Source organism: Mycobacterium sp. E2462, from assembly GCF_001672685.1.
Lineage (GTDB): Bacteria > Actinomycetota > Actinomycetes > Mycobacteriales > Mycobacteriaceae > Mycobacterium.
Map to the genome: position 1 here is coordinate 1 of NZ_LZKC01000345.1, position 18,458 is coordinate 18,458.

At 69.6% G+C, this 18,458-nt stretch carries 17 protein-coding genes and 1 pseudogene; 7 read left to right on the forward strand and 11 right to left on the reverse strand.

The genetic code is table 11. The features are described from left to right. Window positions 1-44: 44 nt before the first annotated feature. A pseudogene (locus tag A5714_RS18045) lies at window positions 45-509 on the forward strand (LLM class flavin-dependent oxidoreductase); the annotation flags it as partial. A gap of 44 nt (window positions 510-553) precedes the next feature. Here A5714_RS18045 and A5714_RS18050 read toward each other — a convergent pair. Then, window positions 554-1,762 carry an LLM class flavin-dependent oxidoreductase gene (locus A5714_RS18050; RefSeq protein ID WP_068287401.1) on the reverse strand — a complete coding sequence of 403 codons (1,209 nt, stop codon included), beginning with the start codon at window positions 1,760-1,762 and terminating at the stop codon, window positions 554-556. 231 nt (window positions 1,763-1,993) lie between these two features. On the opposite strand from A5714_RS18050, the gene A5714_RS18055 reads away from it, so the two are divergent. Further along, window positions 1,994-3,211 carry a GNAT family N-acetyltransferase gene (locus A5714_RS18055; protein ID WP_068287404.1) on the forward strand — a complete coding sequence of 406 codons (1,218 nt, stop codon included), beginning with the start codon at window positions 1,994-1,996 and terminating at the stop codon, window positions 3,209-3,211. On the opposite strand, the gene A5714_RS18060 is transcribed toward A5714_RS18055, so the two are convergent. Then, window positions 3,208-4,137, reverse strand: a complete 930-nt coding sequence (locus A5714_RS18060) for an alpha/beta fold hydrolase (protein WP_068287407.1) — start codon at window positions 4,135-4,137, stop codon at window positions 3,208-3,210. The two genes, A5714_RS18055 and A5714_RS18060, sit on opposite strands and share 4 nt — an antisense overlap. Before the next feature lie 58 nt (window positions 4,138-4,195). Here A5714_RS18060 and A5714_RS18065 point away from each other — a divergent pair, with 58 nt between their 5' ends. Then, window positions 4,196-4,858, forward strand: a complete 663-nt coding sequence (locus A5714_RS18065) for a DUF998 domain-containing protein (RefSeq protein ID WP_197513776.1) — start codon at window positions 4,196-4,198, stop codon at window positions 4,856-4,858. Here A5714_RS18065 and A5714_RS18070 read toward each other — a convergent pair. The 4 genes from A5714_RS18070 to A5714_RS18085 form a co-directional block, all read right to left on the reverse strand. Beyond that, window positions 4,803-5,504 carry an ABC transporter permease gene (locus A5714_RS18070; protein ID WP_068287420.1) on the reverse strand — a complete coding sequence of 234 codons (702 nt, stop codon included), beginning with the start codon at window positions 5,502-5,504 and terminating at the stop codon, window positions 4,803-4,805. The genes A5714_RS18065 and A5714_RS18070 overlap by 56 nt on opposite strands. Window positions 5,505-5,575: 71 nt before the next feature. After that, window positions 5,576-6,559, reverse strand: coding sequence for an aliphatic sulfonate ABC transporter substrate-binding protein (locus A5714_RS18075; protein ID WP_068287411.1), 984 nt, complete (start codon window positions 6,557-6,559; stop codon window positions 5,576-5,578). Next, window positions 6,553-7,338 (reverse strand): ABC transporter ATP-binding protein, encoded by a 786-nt coding sequence (locus tag A5714_RS18080; RefSeq protein ID WP_197513778.1) that lies wholly within the window; start codon window positions 7,336-7,338, stop codon window positions 6,553-6,555. Before A5714_RS18080 ends, A5714_RS18075 begins: the two co-directional genes overlap by 7 nt. A gap of 102 nt (window positions 7,339-7,440) precedes the next feature. After that, window positions 7,441-7,719, reverse strand: a complete 279-nt coding sequence (locus A5714_RS18085; RefSeq protein ID WP_068072926.1) for a hypothetical protein — start codon at window positions 7,717-7,719, stop codon at window positions 7,441-7,443. 232 nt (window positions 7,720-7,951) lie between these two features. Here A5714_RS18085 and A5714_RS18090 point away from each other — a divergent pair, with 232 nt between their 5' ends. Continuing rightward, on the forward strand, window positions 7,952-9,160 hold the full coding sequence (locus tag A5714_RS18090) for an MFS transporter (RefSeq protein WP_068072924.1): 1,209 nt from the start codon (window positions 7,952-7,954) through the stop codon (window positions 9,158-9,160). Here A5714_RS18090 and A5714_RS18095 read toward each other — a convergent pair. Both A5714_RS18095 and A5714_RS18100 read right to left on the reverse strand, forming a co-directional pair. Beyond that, window positions 9,157-10,194, reverse strand: coding sequence for an LLM class F420-dependent oxidoreductase (locus A5714_RS18095; protein WP_068287428.1), 1,038 nt, complete (start codon window positions 10,192-10,194; stop codon window positions 9,157-9,159). The genes A5714_RS18090 and A5714_RS18095 overlap by 4 nt on opposite strands. An 8-nt stretch (window positions 10,195-10,202) precedes the next feature. Beyond that, window positions 10,203-10,628, reverse strand: coding sequence for a nuclear transport factor 2 family protein (locus tag A5714_RS18100; RefSeq protein WP_068072922.1), 426 nt, complete (start codon window positions 10,626-10,628; stop codon window positions 10,203-10,205). Between the two features lie 117 nt (window positions 10,629-10,745). On the opposite strand from A5714_RS18100, the gene A5714_RS18105 reads away from it, so the two are divergent. Continuing rightward, window positions 10,746-11,303, forward strand: coding sequence for a PadR family transcriptional regulator (locus A5714_RS18105; protein ID WP_068072916.1), 558 nt, complete (start codon window positions 10,746-10,748; stop codon window positions 11,301-11,303). Here the strand turns inward: A5714_RS18105 and A5714_RS18110 are convergent. From A5714_RS18110 to A5714_RS18120, 3 genes are all read right to left on the reverse strand, one after another. Then, entirely contained in the window at window positions 11,300-14,260 is a 2,961-nt protein-coding gene (locus A5714_RS18110; RefSeq protein WP_231975924.1) for an aminotransferase class I/II-fold pyridoxal phosphate-dependent enzyme, read from the reverse strand. The two genes, A5714_RS18105 and A5714_RS18110, sit on opposite strands and share 4 nt — an antisense overlap. Window positions 14,261-14,389: 129 nt before the next feature. Further along, window positions 14,390-15,271 carry an SAM-dependent methyltransferase gene (locus A5714_RS18115; protein WP_068072914.1) on the reverse strand — a complete coding sequence of 294 codons (882 nt, stop codon included), beginning with the start codon at window positions 15,269-15,271 and terminating at the stop codon, window positions 14,390-14,392. 96 nt (window positions 15,272-15,367) lie between these two features. Further along, window positions 15,368-16,468, reverse strand: coding sequence for a ketopantoate reductase family protein (locus A5714_RS18120; RefSeq protein ID WP_231975925.1), 1,101 nt, complete (start codon window positions 16,466-16,468; stop codon window positions 15,368-15,370). Between the two features lie 104 nt (window positions 16,469-16,572). Between A5714_RS18120 and A5714_RS18125 the strand changes: the two genes are divergently transcribed. Together A5714_RS18125 and A5714_RS18130 are read left to right on the forward strand one after the other, a co-directional pair. Beyond that, window positions 16,573-17,313, forward strand: coding sequence for a haloacid dehalogenase type II (locus A5714_RS18125; protein ID WP_068287415.1), 741 nt, complete (start codon window positions 16,573-16,575; stop codon window positions 17,311-17,313). Between the two features lie 177 nt (window positions 17,314-17,490). Continuing rightward, the gene (locus A5714_RS18130) at window positions 17,491-18,432 is read left to right on the forward strand and encodes a catalase family peroxidase (protein ID WP_068287418.1); all 942 of its coding nucleotides are present in this window, start codon (window positions 17,491-17,493) and stop codon (window positions 18,430-18,432) included. The last annotated feature ends 26 nt before the right edge of the window (window positions 18,433-18,458 follow it).

An 18,458-nucleotide genomic window follows, 5' to 3' on the forward strand; every position in this document is an offset into this window, starting at 1 on the left:
CCGCCAACCGCTACGCGAACGCCTGACCGCGAAGGAACTCTCCAATGACCAAGCCGACAAAGCAAATTCATCTGGCCGCGCATTTCCCGGGTGTCAACAACACCACGGTGTGGAGCGACCCGGCGGCCGGTAGCCACATCGAGTTCAGCTCGTTCGCGCGATTCGCCCAGACCGCCGAACGCGGCAAGTTCGACTTCCTCTTCCTGGCCGAGGGATTGCGGTTGCGCGAGCAGAACGGCCTGATCTACGACCTGGACGTCGTCGGCCGCCCCGACACGTTCACCGTGCTGGCCGCGTTGGCGGCGGTCACCGAACGCATCGGGCTGACCGGCACCATCAACTCCACCTTCAACGAGCCCTACGAGGTGGCGCGGCAGTTCGCCTCGCTCGATCACCTGTCCGCCGGCCGCGCCGCGTGGAACGTGGTGACGTCCTGGGACGCCTTCACCGGCGAGAACTTCCGCCGCGGAGGCTTTTTGGCCGAAGGCCAACGCTACGAGCGGGCCAGATGAATTTGCTTTGTCGGCTTGGTCATTGGAGAGTTCCTTCGCGGTCAGGCGTTCGCGTAGCGGTTGGCGGGGCGGGCCAACCCGAGCGTTCCGCGCAGCGTGTCGGCCGCGTAGGCGTCGCGGAACGCGCCCCTGCGCCGCAGTTCGGGAACGAGACCCTCGGTGATCTGCACCAGGTCGTGGGGCAGCGCGGCGGGGCGTAGCCGAAACCCGGCCAGGCCCGCGGCGTGCCACTCCTGCAGTAGGTCGGCCAGCTGCGTCGGCGTACCGACGAAACTGGTTGCATCGCTGTCGAATTCGATGCCGGCGGCGGCGTCGAGGCGGCGTCGCCGGGCGTGGGCGGCCGCGGAGGTGTGGTCGAGGAACACCACCAGGTCACCGAAGAGGCGGACCGCGGCGTCCTCGCCGCGCCCGACGGCCCGTTGCAGCGCACCGATCTCCACGACGATGTCGGCGGCGTGCGCGGCGTCGCGCGGGGTGACGAACCCGATGTCCGCGCTGTCCGCGATCAACTGGTAGGACGGGCCGCCGTGGCCCAGGGCCGCGACGATCGGCTGCCCCTGCGGTGGCCGCGGGGTGATCGACGGTCCCTTGACGGAGAACCAGCGGCCCTCGAAATCGATGTAGTGCAACTTGTGCCGGTCGATGAAGCGTCCGGAGGCGATGTCGCGGATCTCCGCATCGTCCTCCCAGCTGTCCCACAATCGACGCAGCACCTCGACGTAATCCGATGCCTCGGCGAAGTAGTCGCTGAGCTGTTGCCGGCTCGCCGGGTCATCGAGGAAGTCGCGGGACAGCTGCGGCAACGAGCGGCGCCCGAAGTGTGCGGCCGCGTCAGCCCGCGCCGCAACCTGCACGCGGACCCCGGCACGGCCGGTGCTGACGTAGTCCAGGGTGGCGATGGCCTTCGAGACGTGGAACGGCTCGGTGTGCGTCACGATCGCGGTCGGCACGAACCCGATCCCGCGCGTGCGCGGCGCGACGCGGGCGGCGATGAGCACCGCGTCCAGCCGACCGCGGACGCGGTCGGTCCGGGAATCGGGGGACAACGGGTCGTCTGACTGCACCGTTAACGAGTCTTCGATCGTCACGAAGTCCAGCGCGCCCCGCTCGGCCTCGCCGACCAGATCGGCCCAGTAACGAGCTCCGAACACCTCGGCGGGCCGGGCGTCGGGTTCCCGCCACGCCGCGGGGTGCCATCCCGCGCCGTCCAGCGCCGCGGCGAGATGCAGTCGCGTTGACGAATCAGGCATCGGCAGGGCTTCTTTCGTCGATGTACAGGAACGACCGCAGGGTGCGAACCTGCCAGCACGCCGTGTAACACAAATTTTAGTGACCGGATTCCTGGTGGCGTTTCGTTGCGCGACCGCCCCGATGGTGCCGCGCGGCGGCGCGACAGGCGATTAACCGGTGGGCCGCCAGGAATCATGCCGATTCCAAAGCCGCCCACACCGGGCACCGGTCCCGCCGGAGATGATGACGGCATGAGCACAGAGATCCGCGTACTCGACACCGAGAGCGACCTGATCGCGGCGGCGAACGTCTTCCGCACCGCCATGATCGGCTTCCCGCCCCTGCCCGAGTTGGCGCCGGGCCAGATCACGCGACTACTGGAACCGGGCCGAACGATCGGGGCCTTCGTCGACGGTCAGCTCGTCGGCACCGCCGACGCCGTCACCAGCGGGCTGACCTTGCCCGGCGGCGCGGTCGTCGGCCACGCGGCGGTCACCCACATCGGCGTGTTGCCGTCGCACACCCGACGGGGCCTGGCCACCGCGTTGATCGACCACCAACTGCGCGACGTCGCCGCGCGTGGCGAGGCGGTGGCGACGTTGCGGGCTTCGGAGGCCACCATCTACGGGCGCTACGGCTACGGCGTCGCCACAGTGTCGCAGTCCGTCGAGGTGGACACGTCGAGGGCGGCTCTGCGTCCCGGCGTCGGGGCCGGAGGCCCCGTGCGGCTCCTCGACGCCGCACACGCGTGGGAGACGTTGCCCCGCATTTACGCCGAACACCGTCCGGGCCGCCCGGGCACCATCGACCGGCCGCCGGCGTGGTGGGAGGGCGTGCGGTTGCGGACTCAATCATCGCCGGGCCCAACCTATGTGGCGGTACACGGCGATCCGGGAGCGGAATCCGGCTTCGTCCGCTACCGCCCCGCGGACACCGACCAGTGGTTCGTCAGCCGGCAGCGCAGCATCGTGGTCGAGGATTTCTTCGCGCCCACCGCCGCGGCCTACCTAGGCCTGCTGCGTTTCCTGCTCGAACTCGATCTCGTTGACCGAGTGGTCTTTTGGATGCTTCCCCTGGACGACCCGATGCCCTGGCTCGTCGCCGACCGGCGAGCGGTCCGCGTGACCGCGGTCCACGACGAGACGTGGCTGCGTGTCGTCGACGTTGCGCAGGCCCTGTCCAAACGCCGGTACCTCGGCGCGGGTGAGATCACCGTCGCGGTGAATGATCCGCTACTGCAGAGCAATTCGGGCACGTACGCGATCACGGGCGCCGGTGCCGAACCGACCGGGCGGCCGGCGGAACTCGAGGTCGACGTCGAGGGGCTCGCCGGGGTCCTGCTCGGCGGCGCGACGTGGCGCGAGCTCGCCCTCGCCGGGCTGGCCCGCAGCGCCGACCCGCGCGCACTCGACGCCGCCGACCGGTTGTTCGCGGTGCCCCAAGCCCCGCACGCCGGGTTCTTCTTCTAGCCGCCCGACCGGCGCAGCGCGAGCCGGATTCCCGCCACCACCAGGTCCGGTTGGTGGATCTGGACGAAATGATCGCTGCCGGTGGCGATCAGGTGCGGCGTCTGGGGACGCAGCCCGATCAGGCTCGCCGTGGCGTCCCGCCACGCCTGCTCCAACGCGGCGCCCTGCTCGGGCGGCACCTCGGGAGGGACGGCGAACGGCTCCGTCCGGGTCAGCACGACGGTCGGTATCGCCGGAAACGCCGGCGCCGCGGCGACCTGCTCGACGCTCTTGTCGATGTCGATCTCCTCGTACACCGACGAGTCGGTGAACTGCGGCAGCGGCCGATCCAGCATCCGGCGGTACGCCGGCCAGTTCGATCCCATCAGTCCGGGAATCTCCACGGCGAACGCGTCGACGAACACCACCGCGCGCACCTGGTCGGGAAAGGTCTGCGCGTAGAGCCTGGCGAACAGTCCGCCCAGCGAGTGCCCCGCCAGCACGTAAGGGCCCGGCACGTGCGCGGCGGCCAGCAGCGCATGCAGGTCCTCGACGACGTCGTGCGCGGTGCGCGGCATCGCGGCCGGCGAGCTGCGGTCGGTGAGGGTGGGTGGGTCGGCGTAGCGCAGCGTGCCCGGCCGGTCGTAGGCGCAGACCCGGTGATCGGCGGCCAGGGCGGGCAGCACGGCGGGGCCGACCGCCGGCACCGCGGCGTCGGACTGGGTCCACGGGTCCGCCGAGTTGTGGTAACCGGACTCCAAAACGATTGTGGGCGCGCCGCTTCCGCGGCAGGTGAGGTAGAGGTGGCGGCCCCCGCCGATGTCGACGGGGCCGGCGACGTCTCCTGAGGCTGCGCCGCGGTCGGAGGGCGCGCCGCAACCACTCAGGGCCACCAGCGTCGCGGCCGCAGCCACGGCGATCTTCCCCACCCGTCGCGTCGCCCGCATCGCGCCATTCTGCGGGCATTGCCTACGCTCGGGTCAAGTCGCGGGAGGAGGCCGGGCGGTGCGGGGGGCGATGCTGTGGGCGGTGGCGGCCGTCGGGTACCTGGCCCTGGAGGCGGTCGCCGCCGCGAGCTTTCACCCCGCCTACAGCTACGCCCGCAACTACATCAGCGACCTTGCCCTGCCGAGCGGTGCCACGGTGCACGGTCAGGTGATCGATTCGCCGCGCGCGGTGTGGCTGCGGGTGGCGTTCGTCGGGCAGGGCGTGTTGTTCTTCCTCGGCGCGCTGCTGAGCGTACCGGGGCGGCCGCGCCGGAGCTTCGCGTTCGTGGCGGCGGCGGGAGTCAATGCGGCAGGCAATGTGGTGATCGCGACGGTGCACAGCGGCACGGTGCACGTCGTCGGCGCGGTGTTGGCCATCGCCGGTGGCAACGTCGCCATCGCGCTGGGATCGACGGCCGTCGAGATTCAGAACGCGCGGCGCGTCTACATCCGCGCGTCGAAAGCGCTTGCGGCGCTGGGCTTGGCGTGCCTGGCCGTGCTGGCGGTCAATTCGGTGACGGGGCACCCTGGGGTGTTGGCGGCCGGGGTGTGGGAGCGTGGCAGCGTCTACTCGATCACGTCGTGGCAGTTGCTGACCGGCGGCTGGCTGGTCGCCGACCGGTGGGCTACCCGCGCCGCCGCGCGATCCGGGTCTCCAAAGCGCCCAGGATCATGTCGCTGAGCTTGCCCAGGGCGGCCAGCAAGACGATCGCGAGCAGCATGACGTCGGTGCGTCCGGTGTTCTGGCTGTCGATCAGCAAGAAGCCGAGGCCCTTCGACGAGGCGATGAGCTCGGCGGCGACCACGAACAACCAGGCGTTCGCCAGGCCCAGCCGCAGCCCGTTGACCAGCTCCGGAGCCGCCGCGGGCAGCATCACCGTCGTCAACAACGACGCACCGCGCCGACCGTACGCGCGCCCCACCTCCAACAGGTGCGCGTCGACGTGTGCGAGCGCCGACGCCGTCGTGGTGTAGATCGGGAAGAATGCGCCGATCGCGACCATCAGGATCTTGGGTGTCTCGTCGATGCCAAACCACAACAGGAGCAACGGAACCCAGGCCAGGGACGGCACGGTGCGGAAGGCGGCGACGGTCGGCGCGAGCAATCGGCGCGCAGTCAGCGACAGCCCGACGAGCGAACCGAGCGCGAGCGCCGCGACGGCGCCGGACAGGTAACCGACCAGCACCCGCGACCCGCTCGCGCCCAGGTGCGTCCACAGGTCGCCGCGCCGCAGCAAAACGCCGAGCGCGGAGACGACGTCGCCGGGGGGCGGCAGCTGGCTGGGCGCGAAGTAGCCCGTGACCGCCGTGGCGAGCTGCCAACTCACCAGCAGCAGCACCGGGACGACGAGCCCCACCAGCACCCGCCGCAGCCGCCCCAGCCGCGCCGAGCCCGCGGTCAGTGCGCCTGCAGGATGTACTTCGGCTCGATCAGCGTGTTCAGCGCGTTGTTGCCGGCGTCGTCGGATTTGATGTCGGAGTCGGCCACCGCCAACGGCTCCACCTTGGTCAGCACCGCCCGCTGCGCGTCCCCCGGCACCGGGTTGATGTCCACCAGGGTCCGCGTCAGTTCCTCCTGCGCCACGCTGAGCGGGATGTTCGCCTGCGAGGCCAGCAACGCTGCCAGTTGATCGGGATGCGCCTTCGCCCACCTGCGGGCCTCCTCGTAGCTGTTGACAACCGCCTGCACCGCGTCGGGGTGGGCGGCGATGAAATCCTCCCGGGCGTTGAGAAACCCGTAGCTGTTGAAGCTCGGGTTGCGGTAGATGAAACGCGAGCCCGATTGCTGAATCGTCTCGGCGATGAACGGATCCAACCCGGACCACGCGTCGACGTTGCCGCGCTCCAGGGCGGTCTTGCCGTCGGCGTGCTGCAGGTTCACGATCTCGATGTCGTTCGGCGAAAGGCCCGCGGTCGCAAGCGATTGCAGGAGGAAGAAGTAGGGGTCGGTGCCCTTGGTGACGGCAACCTTCTTGCCCTTGAGATCGGCGACGGTGTTGATGGGCGAGTTCTTGGTCACCAGCAGCGCCGTCCACTCGCCACCGGCGTAGAGGTCGATGCTCTTGATCGGCGACCCGTTGGCGCGCGCGACCAGCGCGGCCGAGCCGGCGGTCGACCCGACGTCGAGCGCCTTGGACCGCAGGCCCTCATTGGCTTTATTGCTGCCGGCCGAGAGCACCCACGTGACGTTGTAGCCGCGGTTCTCCAGTAGGTGCTGGTCGCGGACCACCAGGCTCAGCGGGCTGTAATAGGCGTAGTCGAGGTGGATGTCCTTACCGGCGGAGCTGCCCGAGTGCGATCCGCAGCCGGCCGCGGCGATCACGCCCGCGCTCACCGCGATCGAGGCCAGTCGAGCTCGCCGGCCGGGGCGGCCTGTCACCATGCTTGCGTCTCCTCTGCGACGGCGGATCTGACGTTGTCGCTGCCGCGGCGGGGCACCCCGAGCTCGTCGAGGAGCCGCTCGCGCAGCGCGGTGAGCCGCGGGTCGCCGCGGTCGCGCGGTTTGGGGATCGCCACGTCGTATGTCGCCGCGATGCCGGCGCCGCCGGTTTCGTCGGCGCGCAGGATAAGCACGCGGTCGGCGAGGATCACCGCCTCGTCGACGTCATGGGTGACCAGCACCGTGGTGGTGCCCGCCTCCTGCTGCACCGCGTCGAGCAGATCCTGCATGCGCAAGCGCGTCAGGGCGTCCAGGGCGGCGAGCGGTTCGTCCAGCAGCAAGACACCGGGGCGGCGGGCCAGGGCTCGCGCCAAGCCGGCCCGCTGGGCCATGCCGCCCGACACCTGGCGCGGATAGTGGTCCCGGAACGGGGTCAGACCCACGACGTCCAGCCAGTGCCGGACGTCGTCGGAGCCGCCGGCGCGCGGTGTGCCCGGCGTCAAGCCGAATTCGACGTTGCCGGCCAGCGACCGCCACGGCAGCAGGCGCGGCTCTTGAAACACCACGGCGCAGCGCGGGTCGATGCCGCGCACGCCGCGGCCGTCGATCTCGATGCGCCCGCCGCTCGGCTGATCGAGGCCCGCGATGAGGCGCAGCAGCGTCGATTTGCCGCTACCCGACGCCCCGAGAAGCGCGACGACCTCGCCCGGCTCGATGTCGAGGTCGACCTGATGCAGGACCGCGTGGCTCCCGTAGGTCCGGTCGACCCCGCGCAGCGACACCCGTGCCGGCGCGGGACTGGTCGACATCACCCGCGCAGCTTAGGAACCGTGACCGCCGGTCACCAGATTTGGGCTAGGCGAGATTAAAACGGCGGCGCGCGCTCAGCCGTGGGGGGCTTCGGAGATTTTGCTGTCCGGCTTGCCGAGGGTCTGGCAGTAGGTCGTCGCGGACAGCCGCGTCGCCGAGATCTCCACGTTGGTGGGATCTGCGCCGCTCTTGTCCTTGAGCATCTTGCTCACTTCGTCGTTCTGCTTCTTCTCGTCCTGCGAGGTGAAGTCTTTGCACTTGGTGTCGCCGCCGGTGTTGACGATCTGGGAAGCCGAACACGCGCTGGACAGCATGACCGCGATCGCGAGGGCGGCGGCCGCAATTTGCTTCATCGTTTGCCTTCCTGGGTCCGAGTAGTGGTATCAGTACACCAAATCGGTTGGTTTCAAACCCGAGAACGTGACGTGCCCACGGCCGCTTGGAGTTTGCAGCGCCCCCGTCGCAGGGCGGCTGCGGCGTCGCCGGTGCATGGCGCGCCGCCTGGCGGGAATAAGTACCGGGGCGGCGTCGCGTTGTACTGCGTCGGCACGAAAGTGGAGGGGCGAATCGGTGACGTCGAATGCTGTGACGGGCCGCGACCGTCGGCCGGTATCGCAGGCCGCCGGTGACCGGGGGTTGTTCGCGTGCGTCCTGGCCCTGCTGCTGGCGACGGGCTGGGTGGCCAACCACTTCGTCGGTCTGATGCCCGTGATCAGCGATCGTCAGCACCTGTCCACGACGACGCTGGACGCGATCTTCGGCATCTATGCGGTGGGCTTGCTTCCCGGGCTGCTGGTCGGTGGGCGCGTCTCGGACGCGATCGGACGCCGGCCGCTGGCGCTGGCGGGCGCCGCGGCGACGCTGGCCGGGACGGCGGCGATGCTGGTTTCCCAGGAGACCGGCGTCCTGTTGGCGGGCCGGCTGATCGTGGGAGTCGGGGTCGGCCTGGCGGTCAGCTCCTGCACCGCGTGGGCGTCGGACCTGCGTGGGGCGGCGGGCGCGGCGACGGCCGGGGCGGTGCTGACCGCCGGGTTCGCCATCGGCCCGTTCGCCGGCGGCCTCATCGCCTGGGCCGGCGGGTCGGGTGTCCGGCTGTCCTTCGGCGTCGCCGCCGGCATCGTCATGCTGGCGGCGGCCCTGACCGCCGCGACGGCGCAGCCCGCCGCGGCGGCGCCGGCGGCCCCGGCGGTGCCGGAGATGTCGGAGGGCCCGGCACCGGCGGCCCCGCAGGGCACCGCACGCGCCCTGAGTTGGGCGATGCCGCTGGCACCGTGGGTGTTTGCCTCGGCCACCCTGGGTTTCGTCACCATCCCGGGCCGCATTCACACCACCCTCGCGGCGCCGATCGCCGCGGGCGTCGCGACGCTGTTGGTCAACGGCATCAGCGGCGTCGTCCAGGTGGTGGCCCGCGCCCTGCGGTGGGGGCCGCGGACGGGAACCGCCGGCGCCGTGCTGGCCGCGCTCGGCTACGCGGTCACCGCGGCGGCGCCGCCCGGCCTGACGCCGGCGCTGGGCCTGCCGCTGTTGCTCGTCTTGGGCTGCGCGTCGGGGCTGTGCCTGCGCGAGGGCCTGATCGACTTGGAGGCCGCCGCCCCGCAGCACCTTCGCGGCGCGCTCACCGGGCTGTTCTACGTGGTGACCTACCTCGGCTTCGGGCTACCGCTGGTCCTGGCGACCACGAGCGCGCCGGTCTCCGCCTGGATCCTGGGTGTGATGGCGGTGCTCGCCCTGGTCGCGGCCGTCGCCCGCGCGCTGCGGCTACGCCGGGATCGACACCGGCAAGCCGCCCGCTAGATCAGGCCGCGCAGAGTCTCGATCAGCTTGACGCGCTCGGCCGACGTCTCGGCGATGGGTGACACGTTGAGCGTGGTGACCCCCGCCTCGCGGAACGCCGCCAACCGCTCCCTGACGAACTCGCGGCTGCCGATCAGGTTCACGTCACGCACCAATTCGTCGGGAACGACCTTGGCGGCGCCCTCCTTGTCGCCGGCCAGGTAGAGCTCCTGGATCCGGTCGGCCTGCGGGCCATAGCCGTATTTGGTCGCCAACGCATGGTAGAAGTTCTTGCCCTTGGCGCCCATCCCGCCGATGTACAGCGCCAGGTGCGGTTTGACGAATTCCCGCAGTGGCTCGACGTTTTCACCGATGGCCAGCACGGGCCCGGCGAACACGTCGAGCTCACCCAGCGCCGGGTCGCGCTTGGCCCGGCCGTCGGCCAGCGCCTGACCCCACACGTCGTGGGCCTTTTCCGGCAGGAAGAAGATCGGCTGCCAACCCTCGGCGATCTCGGCCGCCAATTCGACGTTCTTGGGCCCCAGCGCGGCCACCAAAACCGGAATCCGTTCGCGCACCGGCTTATTGATGAGCTTGAGAGGTTTACCCAGCCCGGTGCCCTGCCCCGCGGGCAGCGGAATGGTGTAGTGCTTGCCCTCGTGCTTGACGGTCTCGCGCCGCCACACCTGGCGGCAGATGTCGATCACCTCGCGCGTGCGGCCGATCGGGGCGTCATAGGGCACACCGTGGAAACCCTCGATCACCTGCGGCCCGGACGCGCCCAGGCCGAGGGTGAACCGACCGTCGGAGACGTAGTCCAAGCCAGCCGCGGTCATCGCCGTCAGCGTGGGGGTTCGGGTGTAGAGCTGCAGGATGCCCGACGCCAACCCCACTCGTTCGGTGCTGGCGGCGAGATACCCGAGCGCGCTGACCGCGTCGAACGAATACGCCTCCGGCACGAACACGATGTCCAGCCCGGCGTGCTCGAGGTCGGCGACTTCCGCGGCCACATCCTTGAATCCACCCGCGTAATTGATGCCCAAACCGATTCGCATGGTCATTACTATGACGCGCCGCTGAACTGCTCGGCCAACAGGACCGCCTCTTGCTGGATCCGCTCGAATTGCGCCCCCATCGCGGTGGACAGCGCCGTCGCGCCCGACAGCGGCCGCACCATCACCATGAAGTCGTCGATCAGCCCGTCGTCGTCGAAGTGCAGGAAGTCGCAGCCGGTGACGCGAACGCCCGGCGCGCCGGCGATGCCGGTTTCGAACACGAACGCGTGGTCCCGGCCGCCGGCGTCGCGGATCTCGCGCACATAGCGGAAGTCCTCGAAGACCCGCAGCACGCCCCGCAGGATCGCGGCCGTGATCGGCTTGCCGACGTACGGCTTGAAGGCCACCGGGCTGGTGAACACCACGTCGTCGGCCAGCAAAGCCTGGATGCGAGTCTCGTCGCGTTCTTCGACGGCTTTGCGGAAGGGATGCATCGGGAACCTCGCATAGTCAATTTGTTGAATAGTCGAGCCTGACACTAGCTCGGTCGCTGACAGCTGTCCATAGGGTGATTAATCACTTTGTTGACTATCTCGGGGTATTCTTCGCCGGTGTCGCTGCGTGACGCCGTCCTGGCCGCCCTGCTCGAGGGCGAGGCGTCCGGCTACGACCTGGCCAAAGGCTTCGACGCCTCGGTCGCCAACTTCTGGATGGCCACCCCGCAACAGCTCTACCGCGAACTCGACCGGCTGGCCGCACAGGGTCTCGTCGAGGCCCGGGTCGTGCAGCAGGAACGCCGACCGAACAAGCGCATGTTCTCCCTGACCGACGCGGGCCGCGACGCGATCGCGCAGTTCACGGCCAAGGCGCCTCGGGCGTCGGTCATTCGGGACGAACTGATGATCAAGGTTCAGGCATCCGATGCCGGCGACGCGGGCGCCATCGTCACTTTTGTGCGGGAGCGACTGCACCGGGCGACAGCAAAACTGCACCGCTACGAGCGGTTGCGGACACGCCTGCTCGAGGACCGCGCCGAAGACGACTACCTGGCGCACGCCGAGCGGGTGGGTCCCTACCTGACCCTGCTGCGCGGAATCGCGTTGGAGCAGGAAAACATTCGGTGGGCCGAGCGAGTGCTGCCGATCCTCGAGCGGCGCCGGGACCGCTAGTCGCCGCCGGGTTCGGCCGCCCCGACGCGGGAAGCGCCGTTACCGCCGCCCGGCGGGGGCGTGGTGAGCGCATCACCGGGATGTTGCTGCCCGAGCAGTTCGTCGTGCCCCACCTCGGGCACGGTGGAGTCACCGCCCGAGCCGCCGCGCTTGCCGGGCTTGCGCTTCGGCGCCTGGTGCTCGGCGGGCCCCCCGTCGCTGCGCCGATCATCGACCGCCGTCGCGCCCGACGCGATCTCGATGGCCTTCTCGGTGTACACCCGATAGCCGAAGTTCGGCGTATAGCCGTGGATTTCGGGTGTGTCGAGGTCGCGCATGAACTGCAGGATGCCGTGGCTGAACACCTGCCCAGGCACCAGTACCGGGAATCCCGGCGGGTAGGGCGTCACGTAGGTCGCCGAGACCACGTCCACGCCGGCGTCCAACCGCTCCTCGATCTGCTGACCGCTGAGGTACTCGCAGTTGGTGTCGTAGTAGGACAGGTAGAACCCGCGGCGCACGTCGCCCTCGGGCGTGGGTTGAGAGCCGGAGTGATCCAGGAAGGCGGGGTGGAAGCCGCTGAAATCCGGTAGCGGCAAAGACATTTCGGTAAGCCGGTAGACCGCGCGCTCGAAATGCTCCCGCTCACCGAGGCTCATCTCCGAGATGTTCTGGTCGAGCTCGCGGGCGATGTTGACGAGCACCTCGACCAGGAAGGCGACCGAGCTGCGGGTGGTGCCGATGTTGGTCATGAACAACACGCTGTTGCGCGACGTCTTGTTGATCTGGATGCCGTAGCGGTCCATCAGCTGCTGGCGCTTGAACGTGTCCCCGTCATAACCTGTGTGGCCGATGTAAAGCGTGATCCGCGACGGGTCGAGCACGAATTCGTCGGACTCCCACGCCGCCATCATGTTTCGCAGCCCCGAGCGCAGCGGTTGGGCGATGGCCGACGGCCGGAAATCCTCCGGGATCAGGTCCGACGTGCGCAGGCACCGCATGTACTTGCTCAGCAACGGGTGGTTGTCGATCGCGTCGCGCAGCTGCATGGCGTTCTCGATCTGCCGTTGCACCAGCTCGACGCCCTCGAGCGCCACCTGGCGGCGGCCGAGGTCCAACGACGCTAGGATCTGGTAATTCGGTGAGGTCGACGTGTGGGCCATGTAGGCCTCGTGGAACGGCTCCGCGACCTTCTGGTCGAAGTCCTGGTCGAAGACGTGGATCATCGACCCCTGGCGCAGGGCGGTCAGCGTCTTGTGCGTCGACTGCGTCGCGTAGACGCGGACCCGCGCCCGCGCCGGGTCGGGACGCAGGCGCCGCTCGAGCAGGTCGTCGTCGCTCGGCTCGTCGCCGCGCTGCCCGGCCAGCTCCTCCTCGTGGCGGCGCCGGTACTCCGGGTCCTGCAACCGCTCCCGCAGCGCGCGCGCCGACGCCATCGCCGTGCGCGTGCGATAGACGGGGTGGAACCGTGCGAACGCGAACCAGGCTTCGTCCCAAAGGAATACGAGGTCGGGCTTGATGGCCAGGCACTCTTCCATCACGCGTTCGACGTCGTAGACGATGCCGTCGAAGGTGCAGTTGGTCAGCGACATCATCTTGACCCGGTCGAGCTTGCCGGCGCGTTTGAGCGCCAACAGCTTGGACTTGATCTCGCGCAGCGGCACGGCGCCGTACATCGAGTACTCGTTGAGCGGATATGCCTCCAGGTACACGACATTCGCCCCGGCGAGCATCATCCCGTAGTGATGCGACTGGTGGCAGTTGCGATCCAGCAGCACGATGTCACCCGGCGCCACCAATGCCTGGGTGACGATCTTGTTTGCCGTCGACGTGCCGTTGGTGACGAAGTAGGTGTGCCGCGATCCGTAGGCCTGCGAGGCGAGCTGCTGCGACTCGCGCAGCGGGCCGGTCGGTTCGAGCAGTGAATCGAGCCCACCGCAGGTGGCCGACGTCTCGGCCATGAACACGTCCAGGCCGTAGAAGCCCACCATGTCTTTGATCCAGTGCGAGTTGACGATCGACTTGCCCTGCGAGATCGGCAAGGCGTGGAAGACGCCGGTCGGCCGGTGGCTGTATTGCTTGAGCGCGCTGAAGAACGGCGTGCGGTACCGCGCGGCGACGCCGTGCAGGATCGACAGGTGCAGCTCCAGCATGCCTTCCCGGGCGTGAAACACCCGACGGAAGTACTGGCCCAACCGCCCGGCGATGTCCTCCACGTCGATCTCGGTCATCAGGTACAGGTCGAGCTCGGGCCGTAGTTTCGCCAGCTCGACGGCCAGGATCTGCGCGCGTTCTTCGGGGGTCTGGTGGTCGTTGAGTTCGTCGGACACCGCGGCGTCGACGAACTCCGTGAGCGCCGACAGGTCCCGGGTGGACTGGTGGGAGAAGCGCCGCCGGATGACGACCGCCTGCAGGTTCACGTTGAGCCGCGCCGCGATGAGGGCCTCGTCCCCGCTGGAGACCACGACGAGCTCGTAGACGAATTCGTCGTCGGGGCGCCGCCACTTGCGCACCTCGTTGCGCAGCGCCCGCTCTTGGTCCTCGGTCATCTTCTCCACGACGAGCACCTCGAAGTAGGGGCGGTCGCGCTGCGACGCCGGCTGGTGCTCGATCAGCTGGCGCGGGTCAGAGGGGAACATGTCGAGCTCGTCGGCACCGGCGTTGTCCACATCGCCCGACCGATACGACTCGGTGGTCAGCGCGCGGTTGATCTGGGCGGCGGCCTGGGCGAACTTGTCGTAGTGACCGCCGGCGAAAAGGCGTTGGACGCGCGCGAATTGGGGAGCCCCGGGGTAGGCCCAGTACGGCTCCAGGGTGCTCAGGCGGCTCAGCAGATCTTGGCAGGCCCCGGCCCACTTGTCCTTGAGGGCACCGGTGGTCGTCGGGCGGGTCAGCCGGTCTGCGGCTTCCTCCAGCCGGCACCATGAGTCACTGCGGACCTGCCACAGGCTGTTGTATGCGCGCAAGTGTTCGGTCATGGCCGCCCTTGTCGAAGGTGCGGGCCGAATCGGTTCGACCCGTCGGTCAAGGCTTCCAGAACCAGTGCGCACCACGGTGACGACGAGGCGAACAACCGGCGTCCGTCACGTGACGGCGGCACCCGTCGGTCAGCGCTCGCGGACGGCGGTGAAGAACTTGGTGCGCAGCAGCCGATCGAAGACGGCCGGCAGCTCGGTGAACGGCCGTCCGTATTCGGTGGCCGCCTTGTCCACCAGGTCCACGCCGGTGACGCGCCAACCCCGTTCGCGCAGAAAGGCTTTCGTATCGGTGCGAGGGTCGTCATACCAGAGCTCGGCGACCGGCGGCTGATTGGCGTCCTGGCTGATGGTGGGCACGTTGTCGGCGAAGTCCGCGATCTCCCCGGGCGCCGGACCCAGTTCGGCGGCGATCTGGCTGCCGACGGCCGACAACTCGTGCACCTTGTCGAACAGCGCGTCCTGGGCGGCGCCGGGCAGGTACGGCAACAGGCCCTCGAGCGCCCAGGCCGTCGGCCGCCCCGGGTCGAAACCGGCCGCCACGAGCGCCGCGGCCCAATCCTCGCGCAGGTCGGTGGCGATCGTGACGCGGCGGGTCGACGGCGTGGCCGGCTGCGCGTCCAGGACCTGTTGTTTGAACTCGAGGACGCGCGGCTGATCCACCTCGAACAGCGTGTGGCCCGCCGGCCACTCCAATCGGTACCCGCGCGAATCCAAGCCGGCTGCGAGGAGCACCGCCTGCGGCACGTCGGCGCGGGTGAAGAAGTCGTCGAAGAATCGGGTGCGCACGCCAACCCACTGCGCGTTGAAGGCCGCGGGGCTGGTGAGGTCGGCGTCGGCGACCGCGGCGCTCAGGTTCGGCTCGCCCGCGGCGGCGACGAACCCGGCGGCGAAGTCGTCGTGAGCCAGCGGCGGCTCGAGCTTGGCGTCGAGGGCACGGGCGGCGCAGACGGCCAGCGCCGTGAATCCGACACTCGTCACGATGTCCCAGCTGTCACCGGCCGTACGCGGCATGACCGCCTCCCTCATGGTCGTCGCGGGCGCGCGCGGGAAGTGCCCGCACCGCCGGCGATTCTTCGCATTGCTAACGAGAGCGTACGCCGCCGGCGATCAGTCGTGGGCGGCCCCGACCGCGTCGATCCCTAGCAGGCCGCGCAGCTGGGCCGCCGAGTATTCGCCGGCGCCCCGACCGCCGCGCACCGCGTCGCGTGCGGCGCGCGCCAACGCGCCGTTCAGCGGCGCGGCGCCACCGTGCCGGTGGGCCAGCCGGACGATCTCGCCGTTGAAGAAGTCCGTCTCGACGTTGCCGGTGTTGCGGCTCAACGATTGCCAGGTGGAGTTGTTGGGGCCGCCGTCCCAGCCGGGCACCGGTCGCACGGACGGCCCGTCGGCCCGCGCCGCCGTGGATTTCTCGAACGGCACAAAGTCGATCGCCGCGCGCCGCAGCACCGCCTCGCCTTCGCGGCGCACCGCGTCGACCACATCCGCCGCATCGGTCGCGCCGGCCGTCAGGGCCCCCACCGCGTTGCCCAGGTTGCTCAGCAACTTGTTGTACTTCCACGCAGCGACGTCGTCGACGATGCGCACGAGAATGCCGGCGTCCGTCCAGGTTTCGGCGATCTCCGCAAGCAGCCGCGCGTCCTCGGCCGTGCTGATCGACGCCGGCCAACGGGCGACGTGGAACTGCCCCGCGACGGGCCAGGACCGCGCGATCACCTCCCCGGGCTCGAGGTGCACCGCCGGCAACCAGACGCAGACACCGAACACCCGCCGGAAATAGCGCAGCGCTTTCTCCTCGGCCACTACCCCGTTCAGCGCGGTCAGCGCGGGCAGCAGGTCGCCCGCGGTGCCGAGGACGCCGCCCGGTCCGTGCACCGGTCGATCGGCCCAGTCGGCCAGCGCCGCGTCGAGTTGCTGCGTCTTGGTGGCAAAGACCAGGACGTCGCCGGCGCTCAACCGGACGTCCTCCGGGCGCGACGCCGCCTCGACCGGGGTGATGAAGATGCCGTCGGGCGTGCGCAAGGTGAGGCCTACGTCCGCCAGCACGTCGGCGTGCCGGCCGCGCGCCACCAACACGGTCGGGGCACCGGCCCGTGCAAGCACCCCACCGATGGTGCCGCCGATGGCGCCGGCACCGACGATCAGGTAGCGGCGCCTCGTTGTGCGCTCACCGTCTGGGTGGCCCCCGCCACCGTCACCCGCGTCCGTCACCGCCGCCTCCCGTCGTCGCGCTTGGGCCCACCGAGCGCGAGAGTACTTCGGGTGGTCCCGACGCGCCGCCGGCGCGAGCCGGGACCGGTACCGTGGGTTGCGACATGAGCGATTACCGTTCCCCCTCCACCGGCCGGCGTGTGCGGGCCGTCCTGTTCGACACCTTCGGAACCGTCGTCGATTGGCGGTCGGGAATAGCCGAGTCGGTGCGACAATTCGTGCGGACGCACCAGGTCCCGCTACAACCGCTGGATTTCGCCGACGACTGGCGCAGCCGGTATAAGCCCGCGATGGCCGAAGTGCGCACGGGCAAGCGGGGATTCGTGTCGCTCGACGTGCTGCATCGGGAAAACTTGGAGGCCGCGTTGCGCGACGTCGGCGTCGCCCCCGAGGCGTTGCCCGGCGACGAGCTGGAATCGCTGGCCCGGGCGTGGCGTTGGTTGCCACCCTGGCCGGACAGCGTCGAGGGCGTCACGGTGATCAAGCGGCACGCGATCGTCGGGCCACTGTCCAACGGCAACACCGGGCTGCTCGTCGAAATGGCCAAATTCGCCGGACTCCCGTGGGACGTTGTGCTGGGCAGCGACGTCAGCAGGGCATACAAGCCCGATCCGGCCGCCTACCACGCGCCGGCACGGCTGCTCGACCTCGATCCGGGTGAGGTCATGTTGGTCGCCGCGCACAACTCCGACCTGGACGCGGCCCAACGATGCGGCCTGGCAACGGGTTTCGTGGCCCGGCCCACCGAATACGGTCCGGACCAGGATGACGACCTGACTCCCTCCGGCGCGTGGGACGTCTCCGGGTCGTCCCTCACCGAGCTGGCCGGGCTGCTGTTCGGCTGACGCCGGTTTAGATCCGGGTGCGCGGATGCGCCCGGTGGTGGCACCGTTAGCCGAAGGCCCTCGTATCAAGCATTTTTCGCGCACGCCCACGCCGCCCGGGCCCGCGCATCGTCTCGCCGGCCAACGCCGCCTGCTCTACAGTGAAGCGGTCACGTCACAGCCCGGACGGAGAAACGCATGCCCCTGCCGACGGACCAGCACCTCCTGGAACTGAGCGACCGCATCCTCGCGACCTTCACGAAAATCTTCGGCGAACAGCCCGGCATCCGGCCCGCCCACGGCAAGGGGACCTTGGTGACCGGGCACTTCACACCGTCGGCGGCGGCGGCCGAGCTGTCGATCGCCCAACACTTCGGCCAACCGTCCACACCCGTCCTGGTCCGGTTCTCGGATTCGACCGGCCTGCCGCACATTGCGGACACCGATCCCAACTCCTTGCCCAAGGGCATCGGCATCCGGTTCGTGCTGGGCGAACACGTGCACACCGACATCATCGCCCACTCGATCGACGGGTTCCCGACTCGCACCGGTGACGAATTCCTCGAACTCCTGGAGGCGCAGGCCATCAGCGACCCCGCCAACCTGGCGGGGTCGCCTTTGGAGGCCTTCCTCGGCGCCCATCCGGCGGCGCTGCGGTTCGTGCAGACGCCCAAGCCCTTCCCGACCAGCTTCTCCCGCGAGTCGTTCTTCGGCGTCAACGCTTTCGCGTTCACCAACGCGGCGGGGCAGAGCAGCTACGGGCGCTACCGCGTCCTTCCCGAAGCCGGCACCGAATACCTCGACGACACCGCGGTGCAGGCGCGAGGCGACGACTACCTGTTCACGGAGCTGGCCGAGCGCCTCGCCGCCGCGCCGGTGCGATTCACCGTGGCCGTGCAGCTGGCGCAGGACGGCGACGCCATCGACGATGCGACCATTCGCTGGCCCGACGACCGGGAGGTCAGGGAGCTGGGCACGCTGGAACTCACCGAGCCGGTGGCCGACGACGCCGCGCAGCAAAAGCAGGTGATCTTCGACCCCATTCCGCGGTTAGCCGGAATCGATCCCTCGGACGACCCGCTGCTCGAACTGCGCGCCGCGGTCTACCTGCTCAGCGGCCGCAAGCGCAGGGCAGCCTGACGACGCCGTCGGGAATGCCGCGGGGT